We start from the raw sequence: 21,887 nt of genomic DNA on the forward strand, positions 1-21,887 counted from the left end.
TGGCTCCTGGCGTGACTGGCTTCAGAGCCAGGTGAACTTCAACTTCTTCGAGCTGCCCACGTTCTCGAACATGGCCCAGAGGTCTTTGGGGTCCCTGCGCGCGAGCCCCACGCAGTTCGCCTGGTGGCGCTCCTCGGCCGAGTCATTCCAGCACGCGCGCGGGACTTCATACATCCCGTGGATGCCGTAGTGGTTGACGAGCCTCGCCTTGACGGTGGTCGCGAAGGCCGCGTCGTCGATGTGCACGTCCAGCTCGCCGTCGTAGTCCATGGCCCGGCAGTCGAAGTTCGCGCTCCCCAGCACCACGTGCTGGCTGTCGATGATCATCAGCTTGGTGTGCAGGTAGACGGTCTCCGGTGCCTGGTTGATGCCCCCGTAGCGGTATGGGAAGTAGACCTGGATCTTGGGCGCCACGTCGTCGTGCTTGGGCTGGGCCTTGCTCTTCTGGCCCGTCCCCTTGTGGATGAACCTCAGGACGGCGTCGAGCCGCACCTCCGTCCTCGCCTGGGTCTTCTTGTGCGTCAGCCGCAGGCGGTAGTCCTGCTGGGGCCAGTCATGCAGGTTGATGGAGGGCTCGTACACCTCCCAGACGTAGTCGTCCTTGGAGTACGTCTTCGTCCCCTGGGTTCGCGGGTCGACGTGCGTCGTGATCTCGCCGTCGATGACCTCCACGGCCAGGCAGTTCTCGTCCAGGTAGCCGCTCTCGATGGCCATCATCGCGTACGTGATGCGCGTCAGGTACGTGACGCCCTTGTCGGAGTCATGGAGGGGATCCGGGATGACCAGCACCACCTTGAGCTGCTTGGCGCCCATCTGCTTGATGCGCGTGCGCACCGCCTTCACCAGCTCCGGATTGAAGAACTGGAAGTTCTCGATGTAGATGTATTTGTTCGCGTGTGAGATGAGCTCCACCAGCTTGTCTCGGATGTGTGTCTGGTTCGAGAACGACTCGCTGTTGGTGGTCAGCGCGGTGATGGTGAGATTGCCGCCCTGGATGACCTGGTCATTCGCGGTGGCCTGGAGGGTGGAGCGGGCAGCGGCGGGGTGCGGCTTGCCGAACAGGCTGAGCGTGGGGAGCTGCTTCCTCCAGCGGCGCAGCCACTCCGACTCGATGTCGAGCGTGACGGGGCCCTGGAGCAGCACGCCGGTGTCGTGGCAGGAGTGTCCGTAGGGCCGGGAGTGCGCGATGTTGTCCCAGTACTCGTGCTCGATGTTGAAGCCGCCCACGAGCACCTTCAGCGTGCCGGCGATGGAGAAGATGGCGATCTTCTGGTGGAGCGAGTAGCCCACGCCGGCGCCGCTGTGCTTCTCCAGGTACACCTGGATGCGCTGGTTGTGGTTGTGCAGCAGGGCCTGGGTGGCCTTGTTCTTGGCCAGCGTCTGCAGGGAGAAGTGGTCCGACATCTTCGCGAGCTCGAGCCCCTTGACGGTGAGGTCGTCGGGTTGCCAGAGGCAGATGTCGATGGGGTGGCCCGCGTCCGCGACCTCCTTGAGGACCTCTCCGAAGTTCCGGTTCGCGTGGCGGTCGAGCAGGGTGTCGTGCTGGAGGCACCACCAGCCCAGGCGCACATAGGTCTTCGCGTGGGGCTGCGCGTCCCGCACCTCGTAGAGGCAGTCGCGGAACATGTCGAAGTACTCTTCGCCGTCCATCAGGAACACGGCCGTGTTGTTCTGGGTCGGGGGCATGGACCTTCCTCGAGGGGGACCTCGAGACCGAGCCCTGACGAGGACATGGCCGCGGAGAACGGCGGGTGACAGGACGGCGCTTCCGGGGGATGTCCCGGAGACCTCTCGCGGAGGGACTTCGTCAGGGATGAGTCACGAGGCGGGCTCCCACTGAGCAAGGCACGTACCAGTGGGAGCCCGCGGGCTTCTGGAGCGAGGAGGACCCTGGTGGAGGCCCGCTGCTTGCCCCCGGGACGCAGGCGCGTTGCACGGGGACGCAGGGCGGGTATCAGGGGACGGTCGAGGTCGCGCAGGGCCACCAGGCGGGCGGCGTGGCGCGGTCATCCCAGGTTCCGTCCCAGTCATCACGCAGCGTGTAGACCTCCGTGTTCGCGGAGACGCAATAGCGCTCCGGATGCCTGTTCACGTAGAGGGCCGGCTCCTGGGTGTTGAAGCTGGAGTTCCTGCAATACGTCTCGCTGCCCGACGGAGGCGGCGTCGCGGTGGCGGCGCGCACCTGTGTGCGCAGGGCGCTCGTGTTGTGCTCGCAGACGTACCCGCGGAATCTCCCGTCCAGCTCGATGAAGAGGTCCATCTGCACGCGGCCGCTGTCGACGTCGCAGCCGTCGAAGTAGGTCTGACCCGGTGGCAGCGCCGGGTCTTCCTTGTATCGATACGAGACCAGGGAGTAGCCCTGCGGCGGCTCGGGGCACTGCGGGAACATGGCGTTGTAGAAGGGGTGGAGCGCGCCCTCGCGATACACTACGTAGTGGTAGACGCAAGGCGTCGTCCTCGCCCTCTTCTCCGAGGAGGCCGCCGCAGCCCATCGATGCGCCGGCCAGCAGTCCCAGGCACAACACTCCGTGTCGCCATCGTCTCGTCATGCTTCGCTCCCGTGGTGGGTTCATCCCGGAAGACGCGGCACGGGTGTGGCGTGGGACATGTCGAAGCGACGAGAGGTCAGGGCTGCTCCCGGCGCAGCTCACGCACCACGTGGCGCAGGGACGGGAGTGGCTCGAGGGTGGGAGGGAAGCGGGTGGTCCGGGCCGCCTGCTCCAGCCACCGCCGCACGGCTGTCGGTGAGGGGGCCTCGGGGGCGGATGCCGTCAGCACGAAGACGAGCGCCTCGCGCTCCGGGCCCGCATCCAGCTCCAGGCTCCCGGGGAGCGCCATCCGTCCAGGCTCCAGCCGGAGCGCGCCGCCGGTCTCCGCGAAGCCATGCAGCGGAGTGACCTGGCCCCGGCTGTCGACGGCGAGCACGTACAGCGCGCCGCCCACCGGGTCCTCGACCTCCAGGCGCACGCGGTCTCCGGGGCGCAGCGCCGCATCCAGGGCCTGCTCGAAGACGGCGTCGCCGCGTTTGACATGCAGGCGCGTGGTCAGTCCTCCGCGCACGCGGATCCGCTCCTCGACGTCCGGCGCGGGGCGCAGGAGCGGCAGGCCCAGGGCGAGCAGCGCACAGAGCGCGAGCGCTGGCTGGGCCCAGCGCAGCGGCCTTGCCCAGGGGTGGACGGGGGCGGGCTCGAGCTCATGCAGGCGTGCCGCGATGACGGTGAAGGGGCGCCGCCGCACGAAGGCACTCTGGGCGGCGCGACGCTCCTCCAGGTGGGCCGCGAGCAGGGGCATCTCGCGCGCGGCCTCCTCCATGGACCGGGCCTCCTCGGGGGTCACTTCACCGCAGAGGTAGCGTTCAATCAGGAGATCCGGGACGCCCGGGAAGCGGGGCAGGGGTGAGGGGTTCATGCGGAGGCGGGTCCTTTCCACGAGACGGCGCTCTCAGAGACCTCGAGGAGGCGCCGGGCGGTCTCGAAGAAGGTCTGGAGCTTTCGTTGCACGGTCTTGCGTGAGACGTCGAGCAGGGTGGCGATCTGCTCCTGTTCCAGCTCATCGAGGAACCGGTGCGCGACGATGCGCTGGACGTCCTCGGGACAGTGGGCGAGCACGTGTCTCAGGAGGTCCGCGTCGGTGACGAACCGCTCCATCGAGGTATCCAGCTCGTCGTCCATGGGGGCGCGCAGGGTGATGGCGGAGGTGCGCTCGGTGCGACGGCGACGCAGTAGCGAGAAGCACTGGCGATCCGCCACGATGAGCAGCCAGGAGAGCGCGGAGGTGGCCTCGCGCACCTGTTTCAGGTGGACGTGGACCCGCAGGAACACCTCCTGTGTCACGTCCCAGTCTTGCGCGTCGTCCCCGAGCAATCGCTGGCAGCGCCGGTACACGGCCTCGCCATAGCGGTGGTAGTAGCCTTCGGTCCGTTCGACGTCCTTCGGTTGCACGTACGACCTCACGTGGCCCCCGGCCAGTGTCTCCGAGCCGCGCGGTGGATGGGATGGGGTTCCTCGGTGCGAGCCACATGGTCATCACGGCGTGGGGCATCTTTCCGGGACAGGCTTCACCTCTTGACGCGCGGGGCTGTTGTTGTTCCCGCGATGTCTTTGTGGATGGGGCTTGTCTGTGTGGCGGAGGTCTGCTGGGGTGTCTGTCTTATGTCGACCCTGCAAGAGCGGATCGCCGCGTTCTATGACTTCCTCTGGCCATTCCTGGAGGAGGAGGGGACGCGGTATGCGTATCTGGACGCGTCGCCCGGTGGACGGCCGATGTCGGAGCTCCTCGATGCGATTCCCTCGCGGCGGGACGTGGGGAAGGGCTCGCGCGTGGTGGACGTCGGGTGTGGCAAGGGGCGTCAGGTGGTGGCGCTGGCGCGGCGGCTGGAGGGGCACGTCGTCGGGGTGGACCCGTTGGAGCAGAACCTGTCGCTCGCGGCGGAGCGGGCCCGACGGGAAGGGGTGGAGGGGCGGGTGAGCTTCGCGCGGGGCGGAATCGAGCGGCTGCCGCTGGAGACGTCTTCGGTCGACTTCGTCTGGTGTCTGGACATGCTCAACCACGCCGAGGACCTGGAGGGCGCAATGAAGGAGTGCGCGCGTGTCCTTCGCCCGGGGGGGTCGATGATGAATTGCAGCGCGCTGGCCACGGAGCTGCTGGAGCCTCGCGAGGCGGAGCGCGTCACCTGGCGGTTGGGGTTGAACCCCGCGACGCTGTCACGTGAGCGGATGTCGGCGGCCTGCGCTGCCGCCGGGCTGCGTATCGTGGAGTTCGGCACGACGACGGACGAGGGCTCGCCGTACCTGGAGGAACTCGACGAGGGGATGGCTCGCCACGCGCTCCGGCTGGCGAAGGTGCGGCGGGCGCGCAAGCAGATGGAGTCCCGGCTGGGGGCCGACGCGCTCGAGGTGCTGTGTGCCTATGACGAGTGGAACATCTTCCTGTTGCTCGGGAAGGTGACCTATGGCGTCTGGGTGCTGGAGCGCGCCGCGTGAGGCCCGGAGTACCTGGCCATCTCCCCGTGCTCCTCGGCATCGACACGGTGGCCCTCGGCTACTAATGCACCGAGCACGTGGCCACCGCCCATGCGACGCACGGGGTCCTGACGAAGTCGAAGTAACGCGACGGCCCCTACTGGGAGACCTCGTACCGCAGGTGTCCCAGGTCCGTTCGCTGCCCGGGATGGATGACGAAGGCATGCCGCTTGGGGTCCTGCTCCAGGCTCAACGCGTGGTCGCCCGGCGGAAGCCCCGCGATGATGAAGCGTCCGTCCCCGGTGATGCGCTTGAGCGGGCGGTCGTCGTCATCCCAGACACGAATGGAGGGCCACTGTGCGAAGTATGGTTCGGCCGGCGGGTCGAGGCTGCCCACGACGGCGCCCGTGTCCTCCAGGCGGATGTCGGCGACGATGCGCTCGCCCTCCTTGCCCTCCACCGTCACGCTTCCGGAGCGACCATCGTCGAGCCACGCATGGACGGTCCGATGTCCGGCGGCGGGCTTCACCGCGAAGCCGGAGCCCTCGAACCGGACGTGATGGTAGGTCGGAGTCGTGTTCCCGCAGCGGAGCCAGTACGTCGGCGGCTGCGCGACCGCGATGCGCGCTCCCTGCGCCGGCGTGCCGTCGGGCAAGAGGACGTGTCCGGCGAATTCGAAGTACCGGGGCGTGGGCGCATGCGGTGGGCCGATGACGTGGAATGAACTCGGGTCGTAGGGAACCTGCACGACCGCGGGCTCTCCGGGTTTTAGCGCCACCTCCTTCCCGCCGTGGAAGTCGCGCCACCCGTGGTAGCCCGTGACGGCGACGGTGTGGTTCCCGGCCTCGACCAGGCCTGTCCACGTGCCGTCGTCCTGTCGTCGCAGGGGAACGCCCACCGACACGGCATCGATGGCGTCGTCAGCGGCCGGCTGGAAGTGGCGCCACCTGGCGCTGCGGCTGCGCCGGGGCTTCACCGTCACCGGGGTGAAGCCCGCGAGCTGGATGTCCAGCGTCGCCCACGCCTCGGCCTGGACCTCCGCCTCACGCGGATGGGCCTGGGCCTCGGCCGTGAATGGATGGATTCGCACCGCGCCTGGAGTGACGCCGTCCAGGATGTAGCGGCCATTCGCATCCGTCACCGCCTGGGTGGGCATCTGCCGGGGGTGGGATGGAACGCTGAGCGCCATCAGCCTCACGCCCACCGCGGGCGTGCCATCCAGGTTGCGCACCTGTCCGCTGAACGTCGCCCCAGGAGGCAAGGCCAGCACCGTGGAGATGCTCCCGCCCGCGACGAGCCCGAGGTCGTGCTCACAGGCCTCGCCGTGTCCGACACCTCGGGCGCACAGGTGGACCACACCCGTCGGCGCCTCGGAGAAGAGCGCGATGCCCTGGGCGTTGGTGACGGCCGTCTCCATTGGCATTGAGACGTCGATGGGATCTCTCAGCAGCGCCACCGTGGCGCCTGGGAGCGGCCGCTGATCCTTCGCCGAGACCACCCGGACCTGCGCCTTCCCCCTGCCGTCCAGGGATGGAGGAAGGCGCGGTGGAGACTCTCTGGGGACGGCGGGCTTTACCGGCTCGGGGAGCGGCGCCGGGGTGGTGGTGGACACGGGCGGAGGCGAGGCGCGGGTCAACTCCTGTCGCACCAACGCCGCCGCGCAGAGCGAGACCGCCAGCCCGGTGACGGCAATCCATCCACCTCGTCCTCGCATGACGCGGACCTCCGAGCGCTTCGTGGGCGCGACGGTCCACGGTACCACCGCCCTGCACAAGGCAGACAGGCGCCCCTGAATATTTCCAGGGAGAGCGCGTCTTCAGCGCACTCACTGGCCACGCGTCCCCCTGGCCACATCCCCCGGAGCTGACATGTCTTCGCGCGCCTTCGTCGCGTCCCTGGTCGCGTTCTCCCTCACCGGCTGCGCCGGCATGGTCGTCACCACGACCAAGACGGGGCTCGATGGAAAGACGGTCGTCACCAGCTCGGACCCCGCGAAGCAGGCGCGCATCGACGCCGAGGCGCGTGAGAACGAGGACTACGCCAAGGCCATCGCCGCCGCGCCCCGCCGCGCGCCCCAGGACGTCATCGAGGTCGCCGTGTTCGAGACCTCCGTCTCCGAGGAGCTCTCCCAGTCGGTGGACCGCAAGAAGCTGGAGGCCATGCTCCTGGGCGAGCTGTCCCATGACTCGCGGCTGCGCATCGTCCCCGTGAAGGGCCTGTCCTCGACGAGCCTGCGCCCGGGGGCCTCCGCCGAGGAGCGCATCGACGCGGCCCGTGGGAAGGGAATCTCCCCGGACGTGTGGGTCTTCCCGGCGGTCTTCCTCTCCGACGCGGTGGGCACGAGCGGCGGCAAGCTCGTCTCCATGAATGCCTTCACCGTGCGCGGCGAGGTCATCTCCGCATACGGCACCGGTACGTCGCAGGTCGAGGACAAGGGCACCCTCTTCCAGAACGAACAGGTCGTGAGGAACACGGCGGCGAAGACCCGCTCCGTGGTCCTCGACCAGTTCGGGCCCAACCTGCCTTCACGCGAGGCCGTGGCCGGGCTGCAGAAGGCGCGGATGCAGAAGAAGGTGGCCACCATCGAGGAGCAGGCCGGCATCCTCCCCGAGGACGACGGACAGACGCGCCTGCGCAAGATCCTCGAGGCGGCCAAGAACGGCCCCAAGCCCGCGCCGCAGGCGGCCGCCCAGGAATAGGCAGACAGGTGTGCCACCCACAAGGACTGACGCGGGCGGCTTCGGACAAGAGGGGGCTGGGGACGCAGCCTGCTTCCGCGCGGAGCGGAGGCGCTGCCATGGGGGCCGGAGTGGGGTAGGGTGTCGCCCCTTCTCGCACCTCGGGATTCCTCGACCGCATGTCCACGGACGTTCCTGTCACCGAAGAGGCCGTGCGTCCCGCGCCCTGGCGGGTGAGACTCCGGGCCCTGGGCTCGGAGCTGGCGTTCCCCGTCAGCCTCTTCTTCTTCAGCCGGCTGGCGTTGCTGCTGCTCGCGCGGGTGTCGCTGGTGTTCGACAACCGACTGCACCGCCCGCCGTTCCAGCAGACCGGCCCGGCGGGGCTGGATGCGTTCTGCCGCTGGGACTGCGGCTGGTACACGGAGATCGCCCGGCAGGGTTATGAGCGCCCTCAGGCCACCAACTTCTTCCCGCTGTTGCCCATGCTGGGGCGGCTGGTCCATGAGGCGACAGGCCTGAGCATCCAGGTGTCGCTGGTGCTGGTGGCCAACGTGGCCGGGCTGCTCGGGCTCATCGTCCTGTACCGGCTCTTCCGCGCGCTCGAGGACGAGGACACGGCCCGCGCGGCCCTGCTGGTCTTCACCGCCTATCCGTTCGCCTTCTTCCAGTCCGCGGGCTACCCGGAGTCGTGGATGGTGTTCCTCACCGCGCTCGCGGTGCTGCTCAGCGTGCGAGGGAGACACGGGTGGGCGGCGCTCGCGCTGGGCTTCGGCGGACTGTCACGTCACCTGTCCCTCGTGGCGGGGCTCTCGCTGCTCTATCAGCAGCTGCGCTCCCGAGGTGGCGGGCTCAAGGCGTGGTTCCACCGCGACATCCTGGCGCTCGCCGTGCCGCTGGTCGTGACGTCGCTCTACTTCGTCTTCCTCGCGTGGAAGTTCGGCGACCCGCAGCTGTGGTGGAAGGTCCGCGCCGGCGAGTGGTCGGGCGCGTGGTCGGGACTCGGGACGTGGTGGCTCCGAGATGACTGGGCGCCCGAGGTCAGCCTCTACGTGGCGGTGTCCTTCATCCCGGGCGTGGGGGCGCTCCTGCTCACGCGTCGTCGCCAGTGGTGGCCGCTGGCCGCGTTCGGCATTCCGTTGATGCTGGTGCTGTGGACGGTGGGCCTGGTGGGCCTGGGGCGCTACAGCGCGGCCGTGTGGCCCGCGTTCCTGCCGCTGGGCGCGTGGCTCGCGCGCCGGCCCGCGCTGCGAGGGCCCGTGGTGCTGGGCATGGCCCTGTTCCAGGGCATGCTCGTGTTCCTCTTCGTGCACTCCTATCCCATCAACTGACGTCGAGGGCCCCGGTGGCGCATGGCCGCCGGAGCCCTCGGTGGCTCATCCGTCGCGACGCGCCCGGCGACGCAGCGGCAGGGCGAGGAGCAGCAGGGCCAGCGGCGCGAGCGTGGCCGCGCCGCCGGTGCTGCAGCCGCCTCCGGCGATGAGGAAGTCATCATTGCCGTCCAGCGGGTTCGAGCCGTCTGCGACCTCCACGCCGTCACTGGCGCCGCCCCCATCCGTGTCGGGGTTGTTCGGGTCCGTCTCGCCCGGGTCGACGCGGCCGTTGTGGTTCGCGTCCTCCTCGCCGTCCGGCAGGCCATCCCCGTCCGTGTCCGGATTGAGCGGATCCGTGGGGTTCTCGCCCTTCACCTCGATGCCGTCGGGCAGGCCGTCACCATCCGTGTCGGGGTTGTTCGGGTCCGTCTCCCGCGCGTCGACGCGGCCGTTGTGATTGGCGTCCTCCTCGCCATCCGTCAGCCCGTCGCCATCCGTGTCCGGGTTCTTCGGGTCGGTGGTGGTGCTCGGGTCCTCGTCCGGACGGAAGTTCGGCGAGGTCTGGTCCGTGTGCGGGTGCGCCGTCTCGCGCGTCACGCCCAGCTCCGTGCCGTCCAGCACGCCGTCGTTGTCGCTGTCCGGGTCCAACGCGTCGATGAGGCCGTCCCCGTCCGTGTCGGTGATGCCATCCACGCCATCCGGCACTCCGTCGGAGTCGGAGTCCGCGTTGCGCGGGTCGAGGCCCAGCGCAATCTCGGTCGCGTCATCGATGCCGTCCATGTCGGAGTCCACGTCGTCGGGGGCGAAGAGCGGGTCCGTCTCGCCGGCGTCGACGCGGCCGTTGTGGTTCGCGTCCTCGATGCCGTCGCGCACGCCGCCGCCATCCGTGTCGGGGTTGAGCGGGTCCGTCTTCGTCGAAGGGTCCGCGTCCGGCGTGAAGCGCGCCGGGTCCGTGTCGGTGCCCTGCGGCTCGGTGAGGCCCAGCTCCAGGCCATCCGTCAGCCCGTCGCCGTCCGTGTCCGCCTTCTTCGGGTCCGTCTCGCCGTCATCGACGAGGCCGTTGTGGTTGGCGTCCTCGTTGCCATCCAGGAGACCGTCGTCATCCGTGTCGTCATCGAGCGGGTCCGTGCCCGCGACCTTCACCTCGATGCCGTCCGGCAGACCGTCGCCGTCGGTGTCGGCGTGGTTCGGGTCCGTGCCGAGCGCGAGCTCCTCCGCGTCCGTCAGTCCGTCACCATCCGAGTCGGCCGTGATGACCCACGCGTAGGAGGCCGGCGAGCCATCCACGTTGCCCGCGGCGTCCACCGCGCGCACCTCCAGGGTGTGTGTCCCGAGCGCCAGGTTCGTGAAGGCCACAGGGTTGGTGCACGGCGTCCAGGTCGCGCCGTCCAGGCTGCACTCGAAAGTGGAGCCGGGCTCGGTGGACTCGAAGACGAACGTGGCGTCGGCGGGCGCCTCCGTGAGCGGTGGACCACTGACGATGCGCGTGTCCGGCGCCTGGGTGTCCACCGTCCACGTGTACGAGGCGGGCGTCGGGTCTACGTTGCCGTCCTCATCCTTCGCGCGGACCTCCAGCGTGTGCTCGCCGTCGGTCAGGTCCGTCAGCTCGGAGGGGTTCTGGCACTCGCCGAAGGGAGCGCCGTCCAGGCTGCACTCGTACGTCACCGGGGACTCGTCCGAGCTGAAGCCGAAGGTGGCCGAGGACTGACGCGTCAGCGTGGGCGGCGTCTGGGTGAACGCCGTCTGCGGCGGCTCGGCATCTACGGTGAAGGTGTGGACGACGGGTGTGCTGGTGTTGCCCGCCTCGTCCGTCGCGCTGACGGAGACGGTGTGCGAGCCCTCGCCGAGCGGCGCGCTCCCCGTCAGCGTCCACATACCCGAGCCATCCACCTCGACGGTGCCCAGCACCGTGCCGTCCACCGTCACGGTGACGGTGCTGCCCGGCTCCGCCGTGCCCGAATACGTCACCGTCGCGACGCTCGACACCGAGCCATCCGCCGGCGTGTCGATGTCCACGGCGGGCGCCTGGGTATCCACCGTCCACGAGTGCTCCGCGGGCGTCGCGTCCGCGTTGCCCGCCGCGTCCACCGCGCGCACCGCGAGGGTGTGCGCGCCGTCCGCGAGGCTGTCGAACGTCGCCTGGGCGGAGCACGCGAGGAAGGCCGCGCCGTCCAGGCTGCACTCGAAGGTCACCGGCGACTCGTTCGAGGAGAAGACGAAGGACGCGGAGGCCACGTTCGTCAGGGCCTCGGGACCGCTGTCGATGACCGTGTCCGGCGCCGTCGTGTCCACCGTGAAGGTGACGCTCGTCGGCCCGCTGGTGTTTCCCGCGGCATCCGTGGCGGTGACGACCGCCGTGTACGTGCCGTCGCCCAGCGTCACGGGCGGCGTGAAGGTCCACCCACCGGCGCCATTCACGGGGATGGGACCGTAGGTCGTCCCTCCCACCGTCACCATCACCGACGTCGCGTCCGTGGCCGTGCCCGTGAGCGTCACGACGCCGTCATCCAGCACCGCGCCCTGGGCGGGCGACGCGATGAGCGGAGCGGCCGGCGGCGTCAGGTCCACCGTCCACGTGTACTCGGCGGGCGTGGGGTCCACGTTGCCCGCGGCGTCCACCGCGCGCACCGTCAGGGTGTGCTCGCCCTCGGCGAAGCCCTCGAACAGGGCCGGGCTGGTGCAGGCGACGTACGTCGCGCCGTCCACGCCGCACTCGAAGGTGGAGCCCGGCTCGCTGGCGGCGAGCTCGAACGAGGCATCCACGGCGCGGGTGGGCGAGTCCGGACCGGACACGATGAGCGTGTCCGGCGCAGTGGTGTCCACCGTCCAGGTGTGGGTCGCGGGCGTCGCGTCCACGTTGCCCACCGCGTCCACCGCGCGCACGCGGAGCTGGTGCTCACCGTCCGCGAGCCCCGAGTAGCTCACGGGTGAGGTGCAGGCCACATAGGCCGCGCCGTCCAGGCTGCACTCGTAGCCGACCGCGCCCCCCTCGGAGCGCAGCTCGAAGGTGGCAGAAGTCTCACGGGTGAGCGCGTCCGGTCCGGACTCGATGAACGTCTCCGGCGGCGTCAGGTCGATGGTGAAGCCGTGGGACGTCGCATCGGAGGTGTTGCCCGCGGCGTCCACCGCGACGGCCGTGAGCGTGAGGGGGCCTTCGGGCTGCGCGGTGGGGAAGGTGAAGGTCCACGTGCCGGACGACGTCACGGAGATGGGGCCGTAGGTGGCGCCGTTCACCTCCAGATAGACCTGACTGTCCGACGCGGCCGTGCCAGTGATGGTGGGCGTCGCGGTGCCCACCGTGCCGCCATTCGCCGGCGAGACGACGACAGGATCCGAGGGCGCCTGCAGGTCCACCGTCCACGTGTACGTCGCGGGCGACGGGTCCGCCGTGCCCAGGGCGTTGACGGCGCGGACCGCGAGGACGTGGGTGGCCTCGGAGAGGCCGGTGATGCTCAGCGGGCTGGTGCAGGGCGTGAAGGCCGCGCCATCCAGGCTGCACTCGAAGGAGACGCCGCCGTTCTCCATGCGGAGCGCGAAGGTGGCCGCGGTCTCGCGCGTGAAGACCGCGGGGCCAGAGTCGATGAAGGTCTCCGGCGTGGACAAATCGATGTCGAACCCGTTGGACGCCGTCTCGCTGGTGTTGCCCGCGGAGTCCGTCGCGGTGGCCTCGACCGTGTGGAGACCTTCGCTTAGCGCGGTCGGGCTGGGCAGGCTCCACTCGCCGTCGATGTTCGCCGTCACCGTGCCAATCACGTCCCCGTCCACCTCCACCGTCACCTGAGCGAAGGGCTCGGCGGTGCCGGAGTAGACGGGCGTCGCGGTGGCGATGGTGGTGCCGTCCGCCGGCGTGGCGATGACCGGGGCGTCGGGAGCCACCGTGTCCACGGTGAACTCGGAGGGCGCGCTGTCGTCACTCACGTTGCCCGCGGCATCGGTGGCCGTCGCCGTGGCCGTGTGGAGCCCCTGGCCCAGGTCCACGGCGGGGGTGTACGTCCAGCGGCCCTGGGCATCCACGGGCGCGGTGCCCAGGACGATGCCATCCACGCTCACCGTCACCAGCGTGCCCGCCGTCCCCGTGCCGGAGATGACCGGGCGCTGCGTGGGCACCACGACGCCGTTGGCGGGCGTGTCGATGACGGGCGCATCCGGCGCCGTCGTGTCCACGGTCCAGGTGTATGTCGCGGGCGAGGCGTCCACGTTGCCCGCCGTGTCGCGAGCGCGGACCGCCAGGGTGTGGCTGCCTTCCAAGAGGCCCGTGAAGGTGCGGGGGTTGGAGCAGGTGATGAACGTCGCGCCGTCCAGTGAGCACTCATACGTCACCGGGTCCGTGTCGCTGCCGAAGCCGAAGGTGGCGGAGGTGGCGTTGGTGATGGAGGGCGGGGTGCTGGTGAACGTCGTGGTGGGCGCCACGGTGTCGACGGTCCACGTGCGGGTGGCCGGCGTCGGGTCCACGTTGCCCGCGCTGTCACGGGCGCGCACGGTGAGCGTGTGGCTGCCCTGGGACAGGTCGTCGAACGTCACGGGGTTCGAGCAGGCGACGTACGTGGCGCCGTTCAGCGAGCACTCGAAGGTGACGCCGGACTCCGTGCTGTCGAAGCCGAAGGTCGCGCTGTCGCTGTTCGTCAGGCCGGAGGGCCCGCTGACGATGCTCGTGTCCGGCGCGGTGGTGTCCACCGTCCACGCGTACGTCGCGGGCGTCAGGTCCACGTTGCCCGCGGTGTCGCGCGCGCGGACCGCAAGAGTGTGCGCGCCGTCCGAGAGGCCGGGGAAGGACTGCGAGGCGGCGCAGGTGGCGAACGTCCCACCGTCGAGCGAGCACTCGAACGTCACCGGCGTCTCGGTGGCGCTGAAGGTGAACCCGGCGTCCGCCGAAGCGGAGAGGCTCGGCGGACCGCTGACGATGGTTGTGTCCGGCGCGAGGGTGTCCACCGTCCACGTGCGTGTGGCCGGCGTCAGGTCCACATTGCCCGCGGCATCCACGGCGCGAACCGCGAAGGTGTGCGAGCCATCCGCCAGGCTCGAGAGCGACGTCGGGCTGGTGCACGCGGTGAACGGTGCCCCGTCGAGCGAGCACTGGAACGTCTGTGGGCTCTCGGTGGAGGTGAAGGTGAACGTCGCGCCGGTGTCCGAGGTCGTCCCCGTCGGGCCGCCCGAGAGGGTGGTGTCCGGCGCGGTGGTGTCGATGGTCCACGTGTAGACGGCGGGCGTGGGGTCCACGTTGCCCGCGGCATCCACGGCGCGGACCTCCAGCGTGTGGCTGCCCTGCGCGAGGGCAGGGAAGCTCTGCGAGGCGGAGCACGCGGTGAACATCACCGCGCCGTCCAGGCGGCACTCGTAGCTCACGCCGCTCTCGTTGGAGCTGAACTGGAAGTTGGCCACCGCCGAGTTGGACACGGCCGGGGGCGTGCTCGCGAAGGACGTGTCGGGGGCCACCGTGTCGACGGTCCACGTGCAGGTGGCTGGCGTCGCGTCCACGTTGCCGGCGCTGTCGCGTGCGCGGACCCGCAAGGTGTGGCCGCCCTGCGACAGCCCCGTGTACGTCATCGGGTCCGTGCAGCCAGTGAAGGTCGCACCATCGAGCGCGCACTCGTACGTCACGCCGCTCTCGTTGGAGTCGAAGTCGAACGTCGCCTCGGTGGAGACCGTCGTCCCGGATGGGCCGCTGACGATGGTCGTCTCGGGCGCCACGGTGTCCACCGTCCACGTGCGCGTGGCCGGCGTCCCATCCACGTTGCCCGCGCTGTCACGCGCGCGGACCGCCAACGTGTGGTTGCCCTGGGACAGGTTGTTGAAGGTCGCGGGCGTGGTGCAAGCGGAGAAGGTCCCACCGTCCAGGCTGCACTCGAAGAGGGCGGGCGACTCCGTGGAGGTGAAGGTGAACGTGGCGCTGTTGGAGTTGGTCGTCCCCGTCGGGCCCGAGGTGATGCTGGTGTCCGGCGCCACGGTGTCCACGGTCCAGGTCCGGCTGGCGGGCGTGGCGTCGAGGTTGCCGGCGGCGTCCACCGCCCGCACCTGCAAGGTGTGGCTGCCCTGAGACAGGCCAGGGAAGGTCACCGGGTCGGTGCACGCCGCGAAGGGGGCTCCGTCCAGCGAGCACTGGTACGTCACCGCGAGCTCGTTGGAGTTGAAGTCGAACGTCGCGCTCGCGCTGTTCGTCAGGCCGCTCGGGCCGCTGACGATGGTCGTGTCCGGCGCCACGGTGTCCACCGCCCAGGTGCGACTGGCGGGCGTCGGGTCCACGTTGCCGGCCGCATCCCGGGCCCGCACCTGGAACGTGTGGGAGCCCTGCGCGAGCCCCGTGTAGCTGGTGGGCGAGGTGCAGGCCGTGAAGGCCGCGCCGTCCAGGCTGCACTCATACGTCACGCCGCTCTCGTTGGAGTCGAAGGTGAAGCTCGCGCCCGGCGCCGCCACCGTGCCCACGGGGCCGGTGAGGAGGCTCGTGTCGGGCGCGGCGGTGTCGGTGGTGAAGCTCACCGTGGTGGCGGGGCTGGTGTTGCCGGCCGGGTCGCTCGTGGTCACCGTGGCGGTGTGCGCGCCGTCGGGGAGCGCGCTGCTCGCGCAGGACCAGGCGCCCGTGGTGGGGTGGGCCGGAGCGGTGCAGACGACCACGCCCCCAATCACCACGCTGACGGTGCTGCCGGGCTCCGCCGTGCCGGTGAACACGGGCTGGTTCGTCCCCAGGGTGCTCCCGTTCGAAGGCGCCGTCACGACGGGCGCGGGCGGCACGGACACGACGATGTTGGTCGGGCCGGTGGTGCTGGGGGACGGGGAGCTGCTCGCGGAGCTGGCCGGCGCGCCGCGCTCGCCCTGGGCCGTGATGGTGGCCTGGTTGGCGATGACGCCGGAGGCCGCGGGGTTCACCACGGCGCGGAAGCGGATGCTGGTGCTCTGGTTGAGCTGCAGGCTGCCACCCAGCGTGCTCGTCGCGCCCGTGCCCAGCCGCACGGTGATGACCCCCGTGGGGCTGACCTCGCCCACGTCGTCACCCTGGATGTCGGTGAGGGGGCCCGCGTTGGGGCCGGTGAGGATCTCGAGCGAGCCCGGGACATAGGCGAGCTGGGCGGGGAGCGGGTCCTGGAGGACGGTCTCGATGCTGACGTCGTCACCGGTGTTCGTGGTGACGATGGTGTAGTCGATGAGGTCGCCGCCGCGCAGCGAGCCGTCCGCGCGCGGGTTCACCGCCGTGGCCGTCTTGTACGTGTTGGTGAAGTCCGGGCGCAGCGTGGCGATGGACGTCGCGAAGGCGCCGAGGATGTACGAGTCACCCGAGGACGTCGCCGTGACGGTCATCGACGTGGCGCCACCGGAGACGTGGTTGGTGATGTCCACCACGTCCATGTCCACACCGGACATGCTCGCCGACGCGCCCGTCAGCCGGGGCAGGTCGTCGGCGTGGCTCGCGGGCGTGCCGAGCACCGAGCGCGTGCTGTTGAAGAAGTTGTTCACCGGGTTGGCGCCGTCGGAGATGTTGCTGCCGTTGACGCGGAACTGGTCGCCGGTGCGCGTCGCGTCGCCCTCGAAGGCCAGCACGCCCAGCTTGGCGTCGAAGCCCGAGCTCGGCACGTTGAAGCCAGACAGCGTCACCGTCTGGGGGTTGCCATTGCTGACGTAGTCCATGCCGTCGAACAGGGTCAGGTTGCGGATGGGCGAGTCCGGGTGGCGGTAGAACACCACCAGCGCCCAGGCGCTGAACGTGTCCGTGTTGTTGAGGCTGGCGAGGGGCGCGGAGTCGACGTCGCTCACCTCGTAGACGCCCGAGCCGTTCGTGGCGACCAGGGTGGTGACGTCCGCGGAGGACTCGTAGATGTAGCGGCCGCTCGGCGCGTAGCTGTGCGAGACATCCGCCGTCAGCAGCTGCGTGAAGACGCCGGGCCGGCCGAACTCGGCGGTGGTGTCCGGCGTCCGGGCGTTGGTGCTGGTGGACAGGTGCGCGGCCCAGTACAGGCGCGCGTACGTCACCACCGCGCCCGGGGGAATCACCAGCGCGGCCCGGCTGCGCGCCTGCGTGGCCGTCACCGAGGTGTTCGCCTGGGCCACGCCCGACTGGAGGGTCCAATAGACATCCACCGCGTCATCGGAGGTGTTCGAGCCGCAGTTCCCGACGGTTCCCACCACCGGCCCGGGGACGTTGGGGGCGCAGTCGTGGGCGAGCGTGTTGCCCACCATCAGCAGGTCGCCGCGCTGGTCCGCCGTGTGGCGAAGCACCGGCGCCGCCTGCGCCTGGCCCGCGAAGGCGGTCATCAGCAGCGGCAGCACCCAGCGCGTTCGCGACGCGGCGCCGCGAGTGGAGGTCGTGGTCATGGTGGGGGGACCTGAAGAGGCGGGAGGAGGGGACCGATGAGCGAGGTCCGCGACGACCTGGAGCTGGACGCTACGAGCCCGGGAATCGCCGGGGGGCATGGAATCCCAGTCAGCTGTGGCTCGCCGGTGGGACGGCTCGGAGGCGGGGGTGGCTCGCTCTGTCACGGACCGTCGAAAAAGCAACCGGGGTGCCAGCGTGAAACACAGGATTCACGGCTGGGTTGTCGGTTTTCGAGGCCGCGTGAAACACACGCTCGAAGTGTCTGTCTGGGAGCTGGATCCAGATTCTGGAATCCGGACGAGCGTGTTTCAGCGGGGCCGCGAGCGCGCGGAGGGTGGATGTCTGGGATTGCTGTTTCGCGGCGAGAGAAATCACGCGTCGTGTCGACACGCGCAGCAGCGGATCCGCTGGCACGCGTCGGCAGGGTCAATGTCGACGCGGGGCCTACGGAGGAGGGACGCGGAGCTGGAGCGTCAGGCGCACGTTGTCCGAGCGGAGCCCCACCGGGCCATCGAAGGAGAAGGCCTCGGCAGGCAGCGCTCCCTCCCACGCCAGGGTGTCATCGGCCCAGACGCGCAAGGTGGGGCGGGTGAGTTCGACGCGCAGCACGTGCTCTCGTCCCCAGGCGGGTGCGCCGAGCGCGACACGGCGGGTGGGGCGCACGGTGACATAGCCTGAGTTCCCGCAGTCGGCGCTGCGGTGCAGGCCCGGGTTGCGCTTGTAGTTGACGACGAGGCCGGGCTTCGGCGTGAAGCGCCACATCACGTACACCACGTTGCAGCCATCCAGGGCGCGCAGCTTGAGGCCCACCTGCTGGCGCGGTGCTCTGGACTGCAACGCGCGCTGCTCCTCGGACGGGGCGTGGGGCGTGAAGCGCAGCTCGGCCCGCGAGGAGTCGGAGCCCGGGAGGATGGCTCGCAGCCGCGCTCCGTCCACGTCGAGCCGGCCGTCGGGCCGCCGCCGGGTCGCCCCCTCCGTCACCTTCAGCTGGCTCGGTGGCAAGGGCTTGTCCGCCGTCCTGGGCGCGGCCGCGAGGGCTCCTGAGCCCAGGCAGGTCACCAGGAGCCACGTGCGCGCGCGGGTCCGCCTCAGGGCTGGGTGTTCCCGAGGAACGAGGTGAGCGCCTCCACATGGGCCGTCAGGTAGGCCTGCTCGGCGCGAAGCCTCGCCAGCTCCAACAGGAGGTAGTCCCGGAAGCGGCGAATCTCTCGCGTCTGCAGCGCCTCCACGTCGCGCAACTGGCCCTCCAGGTCCGTCACCAGCGCGGAGACCTCGCGCAGCCGGGCCTCCTCCGTCCTGTGCCGGGAGCGCAGCTCCACCAACAGCTCGGAGACCTGCTGGTCCATCCCCTCCACGTCATGCAGCGTCGCGCGGCGGCGGCCGTCGCGCGCGCGGGCGTTCGCCTTGCCCTGCCACAGGTGGCCCAGATCGTACGTGAGCATGACCTGCCCGAAGAGCGGCACGTCCTGGTCCACGTCGAAGACCTCGTCGTACCCGCCGCGCACGCTGAGCTGCCAGGCGCGGGCTCGACGCAGGCCACCGGCGGCGGACTCCACCGCGTCATCGGCCGCCCGGAGCTCCTCCAGCAGCGTCTCCAGCCGCTGCCCCCGGGCGAAGGCGGGACGTGCGGCCAGCCGCTCCCGCGCCAGCGCCGTGTCCGTGCTCAGCGAGCGCAGGTGGTCCAGCCGCACCTGGACGGCGTTGAGCTCCTCGAGCGTCGCGCGGCCTTCCTTGAGGTCGTCGCGCAGCGCGGTGACGAGCGCCTCCGCGCGGGGCAGGGCGTCCTGGAGGACACGGGCACGGGCCTCCAGCGCGGAGTCTTCGCCCAGCCCCGAGCCCTGGCGCACCGCCGCCTGGAGCGACGAGAGCGCCTGGTAGCGTCGGCACTCCGCCGCCGCGCGCCGGTGGATGGTGCGTCCGCGGTACAGGCCCACGAAGTCGTAGCTCAGGCCCGCGGTGACGCGCAGCTTGGGCTTGCCCAGGGCGGTGCCGCCCTCGGCCTCGCCGGTGTTCACCGCGCCGAAGCTCCCGAACACCTCCGGCGCCAGCTCAAGCGCGGCCTCCGCGTCACCCATCCCCTGGACCCAGTCGCAGTAGCCCGCGGAGCGCTCCTCCAAGCGAGCGTCCAGCGTGGTGGCCTCGGGCGTCGACTGGGCCCAGGAGACGGGAGTTCGAGCGGCGAGCAACAGCAGCGCGCCGCAAGTCAGGCTCTTCCGCATGGGACTTCTCCACCGTGTCGTCATGGGCGCGCGGCTCACAGCACCAGGGGCGCGCGGCCCAGGTGCAGCAGGTCCTCCCGGGCCGACGCGGCGTCCGTGAGCTTCAGCTCCACCATCACCCCGCGCAGCATGTGCTGGCGGATGGGGTGCTTGATGGAGACCTCGCCCTCCAGCACCCGCCCCACCACGCCCACCTCGCGGCACCAGACGACCTTCAGGGCGCAGGCGAACAGGGGCGCGCCCTCCGCCGCGTTGCCCAGGTTCTCGTACGGCACGAAGGCCACCGTCAGGTCCTTCTCGATGGCGCGCAGGTACGGCGAGGCCTTGAGCGACGCGATGAGCGCCTCGTAGCGCTGGGCCACGTCGTCGAGCGCCTTCGCGTCGTGCTCCAGGCTGCGCAGCGTCGCCTCCGCGCGCGCCTGCTCCAGCATCGAGTGCGTGTACTCCCGCTCCAGCAGCAGCACGTCCGACGTCATCCCGTCCGGCGTGCCGTCCTGCACCGCCGTCAGCCCCGCGATCTCACGGTGGATGCCCTCCACCCGCGTCTCCAGGTCCACCGTCGTCTGCGCCAGTGACAGGTTGCTCTGCGCCAGCTGCGCCAGGTGGTGGTTGAGGGTGAGCTTGTCTTCCTGCTGCAGGAGCCGGGCGCCATACAGCGCATCCGTGCGCGCGCGGGACAGGCCCGCGTAGGCGCGGTTGGACTCGAGGATCTCCTTGCGCGCCTCCTGGTACTCGCGGCGCAGCGTGGCCAGGCGCTTGGCCGTGCGGTCCTTGGAGGCGCGCTCGCCGCGCAGGGCGACCAGGAAGCGCTGCTGGAACGAGCGCTCCGCGGCCACGGTGCGCTGCGCGTCCGTCATCCGGTTCTCCACCGCGCGCTTCTCCGCGAGCACATGGTCCCGGGACGACGTCTGCGCGGCGAGCTGGGTGTTGAGCGTGAGGATCTGCGGGTCGGTGGGCGATATCACCGTCGGCGTCGCCCAGGAGTGGCTCAAGAGGAAGAAGCCCTGCACCGACAGGAACGAGATGAGGGCCGTGAGGATGAGACCCAGCAATACCGAGCCCATCATCTTGTAGAGCGAGACGGCCACGGCGTTGATGCGATTGGCGACGCGTTGGTTCATGGAGAGCCCTCACCAGCGGGGTCGGTCGGAAGCTCGCCGCGGTTGGCCGCGGGACTGGGGGCCGGCGCGGCGCTGGGACTGCCCCGCGTCTCCCAGCTGCCGGAGTCCAGGGTCAGCAGCGCCAGCGGCGTGAACAGCGCGTACGTCACCGGCATCAAGAGGGCCATGGGCAGGAAGCACGCCCCATGCACCCGTCGTTCTTCAGGCAGGTGCCGCGTCTCCAGCCGGTAGATGATTCCCAGGAGGCCGATGACCAGGAAGTGGAACGCGAGGATGTCCATGAACTCACCCGTCAGGACGTTGTGGACGATGACGACGGGGTAGGCGAGCAGCAGCGCGAGCTGCGACACGTAGTGGATGGTGATGACCGGGTGCAGCCGCCACGCGTGGGACAGGCCGCCCAGCAGGTCCACTAGGTTGGAGCGCCGCCACCGCAGCTGCTGGGAGAAGTAGCCCGCGAGCGTCGCCGGCGCGGCGGTGAAGCAGAACGCGTCCAGCGTGTAGACGGTTTCGTAGTCGTGCTTGACGATCTGCCGCGTGAGGAAGCGGTCCTCGCCGTACTTGATGGGCACGCCCGCGATGGCGCGCGCCTCCAGGATGGGCTCCAGCTCCAGCAGCACGTCGCGGCGGTACGCGGTGAGGCAGCCCGACAGGCACATCACCTGTCGGAAGCTGCGCTCCAGGTCCTTGAGCCACTGCTGGGCGAAGTGGAACTTGATCTCCACCATGCGCGTCAGCCAGTTCTGGTGGCGGTTCGTCACGTAGGTGCGGCCGCCCACCGCGGCGATGCGCGAGTGCGTGAAGCGGCGCACCAGGTGGCGCACGGCGGCGCGGTCCACGATGACGTCCGAGTCCACCGAGACGATGATCTCCGCGTCCACCGCGGCCTTCACGCCCCGGTTGATGCCCTTGCGCTTGCCCAGGTTCTCCGGGTTGCGCATCACGAGCACGTTGGGGTGGCCCTCGGCGGCCTTCATCGCCCACGCGTAGCTGTCATCCTTGGAGCAGTCGTCCACCACGACGATCTGCAGCAGCTCGCGGGGATAGTCCTGCTCCAGCAGGCTGCGGACGGCCTGGAAGATGCCCTGGCCCTCGTTGAAGAGGGGGATGACGATGGCGACCCGCGGCCGGTACGACTCGTCCACTTGGTCGATGCTCCGGCCCCGCACGCGGCGCAGGAACGGCCCCAGGATGTAGCGGTTCATCAGCACGACGATGAACAGCAGGTGGATGGGAAAGAGCTCCATCAGACCCCGCCCCCCATCACGCCACCCTCCCTCGCCACGGGGGGCGCTC

Annotated in this window: 13 protein-coding genes; 3 read left to right on the forward strand and 10 right to left on the reverse strand. The window is 70.2% G+C overall.

Annotated elements, in window-relative coordinates; all coding sequences use genetic code 11:
- Positions 1-21 precede the first annotated feature (21 nt).
- The 4 genes from OWM54_RS40075 to OWM54_RS40090 all read right to left on the reverse strand — a co-directional run bounded on the left by OWM54_RS40075 (position 22) and on the right by OWM54_RS40090 (position 3,941).
- Positions 22-1,686, reverse strand: a complete 1,665-nt coding sequence (locus OWM54_RS40075; RefSeq protein ID WP_223747381.1) for a phospholipase D-like domain-containing protein — start codon at positions 1,684-1,686, stop codon at positions 22-24.
- A 268-nt stretch (positions 1,687-1,954) separates the two neighbouring features.
- Complete coding sequence (locus tag OWM54_RS40080) at positions 1,955-2,428, reverse strand: hypothetical protein (protein WP_267700738.1); 474 nt, start codon at positions 2,426-2,428, stop codon at positions 1,955-1,957.
- Positions 2,429-2,625: 197 nt separating this feature from the next.
- Positions 2,626-3,408, reverse strand: coding sequence for a hypothetical protein (locus tag OWM54_RS40085; protein ID WP_267700739.1), 783 nt, complete (start codon positions 3,406-3,408; stop codon positions 2,626-2,628).
- Complete coding sequence (locus OWM54_RS40090; RefSeq protein WP_267700741.1) at positions 3,405-3,941, reverse strand: RNA polymerase sigma factor; 537 nt, start codon at positions 3,939-3,941, stop codon at positions 3,405-3,407. The genes OWM54_RS40085 and OWM54_RS40090 overlap by 4 nt, the downstream gene beginning before the upstream one ends.
- A gap of 210 nt (positions 3,942-4,151) precedes the next feature.
- Between OWM54_RS40090 and OWM54_RS40095 the strand changes: the two genes are divergently transcribed.
- Positions 4,152-4,982, forward strand: a complete 831-nt coding sequence (locus OWM54_RS40095; protein WP_267700742.1) for a class I SAM-dependent methyltransferase — start codon at positions 4,152-4,154, stop codon at positions 4,980-4,982.
- Between the two features lie 136 nt (positions 4,983-5,118).
- Here the strand turns inward: OWM54_RS40095 and OWM54_RS40100 are convergent, their stop codons facing one another.
- On the reverse strand, positions 5,119-6,675 hold the full coding sequence (locus OWM54_RS40100; protein ID WP_267700743.1) for a carboxypeptidase-like regulatory domain-containing protein: 1,557 nt from the start codon (positions 6,673-6,675) through the stop codon (positions 5,119-5,121).
- A 154-nt stretch (positions 6,676-6,829) separates the two neighbouring features.
- On the opposite strand from OWM54_RS40100, the gene OWM54_RS40105 reads away from it, so the two are divergent.
- On the forward strand, positions 6,830-7,660 hold the full coding sequence (locus OWM54_RS40105; protein ID WP_267700744.1) for a hypothetical protein: 831 nt from the start codon (positions 6,830-6,832) through the stop codon (positions 7,658-7,660).
- A gap of 158 nt (positions 7,661-7,818) precedes the next feature.
- The gene (locus tag OWM54_RS40110) at positions 7,819-8,967 is read left to right on the forward strand and encodes a mannosyltransferase family protein (protein WP_267700745.1); all 1,149 of its coding nucleotides are present in this window, start codon (positions 7,819-7,821) and stop codon (positions 8,965-8,967) included.
- Between the two features lie 45 nt (positions 8,968-9,012).
- Here the strand turns inward: OWM54_RS40110 and OWM54_RS40115 are convergent, their stop codons facing one another.
- From OWM54_RS40115 to OWM54_RS40135, 5 genes are all read right to left on the reverse strand, one after another.
- Positions 9,013-17,250, reverse strand: coding sequence for an Ig-like domain-containing protein (locus OWM54_RS40115; RefSeq protein ID WP_267700746.1), 8,238 nt, complete (start codon positions 17,248-17,250; stop codon positions 9,013-9,015).
- Between the two features lie 445 nt (positions 17,251-17,695).
- On the reverse strand, positions 17,696-18,310 hold the full coding sequence (locus OWM54_RS40120; protein ID WP_267700747.1) for a hypothetical protein: 615 nt from the start codon (positions 18,308-18,310) through the stop codon (positions 17,696-17,698).
- 29 nt (positions 18,311-18,339) lie between these two features.
- Entirely contained in the window at positions 18,340-19,470 is a 1,131-nt protein-coding gene (locus OWM54_RS40125) for a hypothetical protein (RefSeq protein ID WP_267700748.1), read from the reverse strand.
- Positions 19,471-19,505: 35 nt separating this feature from the next.
- The gene (locus OWM54_RS40130; RefSeq protein WP_267700749.1) at positions 19,506-20,591 is read right to left on the reverse strand and encodes a hypothetical protein; all 1,086 of its coding nucleotides are present in this window, start codon (positions 20,589-20,591) and stop codon (positions 19,506-19,508) included.
- On the reverse strand, positions 20,588-21,838 hold the full coding sequence (locus OWM54_RS40135) for a glycosyltransferase (RefSeq protein WP_141328034.1): 1,251 nt from the start codon (positions 21,836-21,838) through the stop codon (positions 20,588-20,590). Before OWM54_RS40135 ends, OWM54_RS40130 begins: the two co-directional genes overlap by 4 nt.
- Between the last annotated feature and the right edge of the window lie 49 nt (positions 21,839-21,887).

This window comes from Myxococcus sp. MISCRS1, assembly GCF_026626605.1.
In the GTDB taxonomy this organism is placed as follows: Bacteria; Myxococcota; Myxococcia; order Myxococcales; family Myxococcaceae; genus Myxococcus; species Myxococcus fulvus.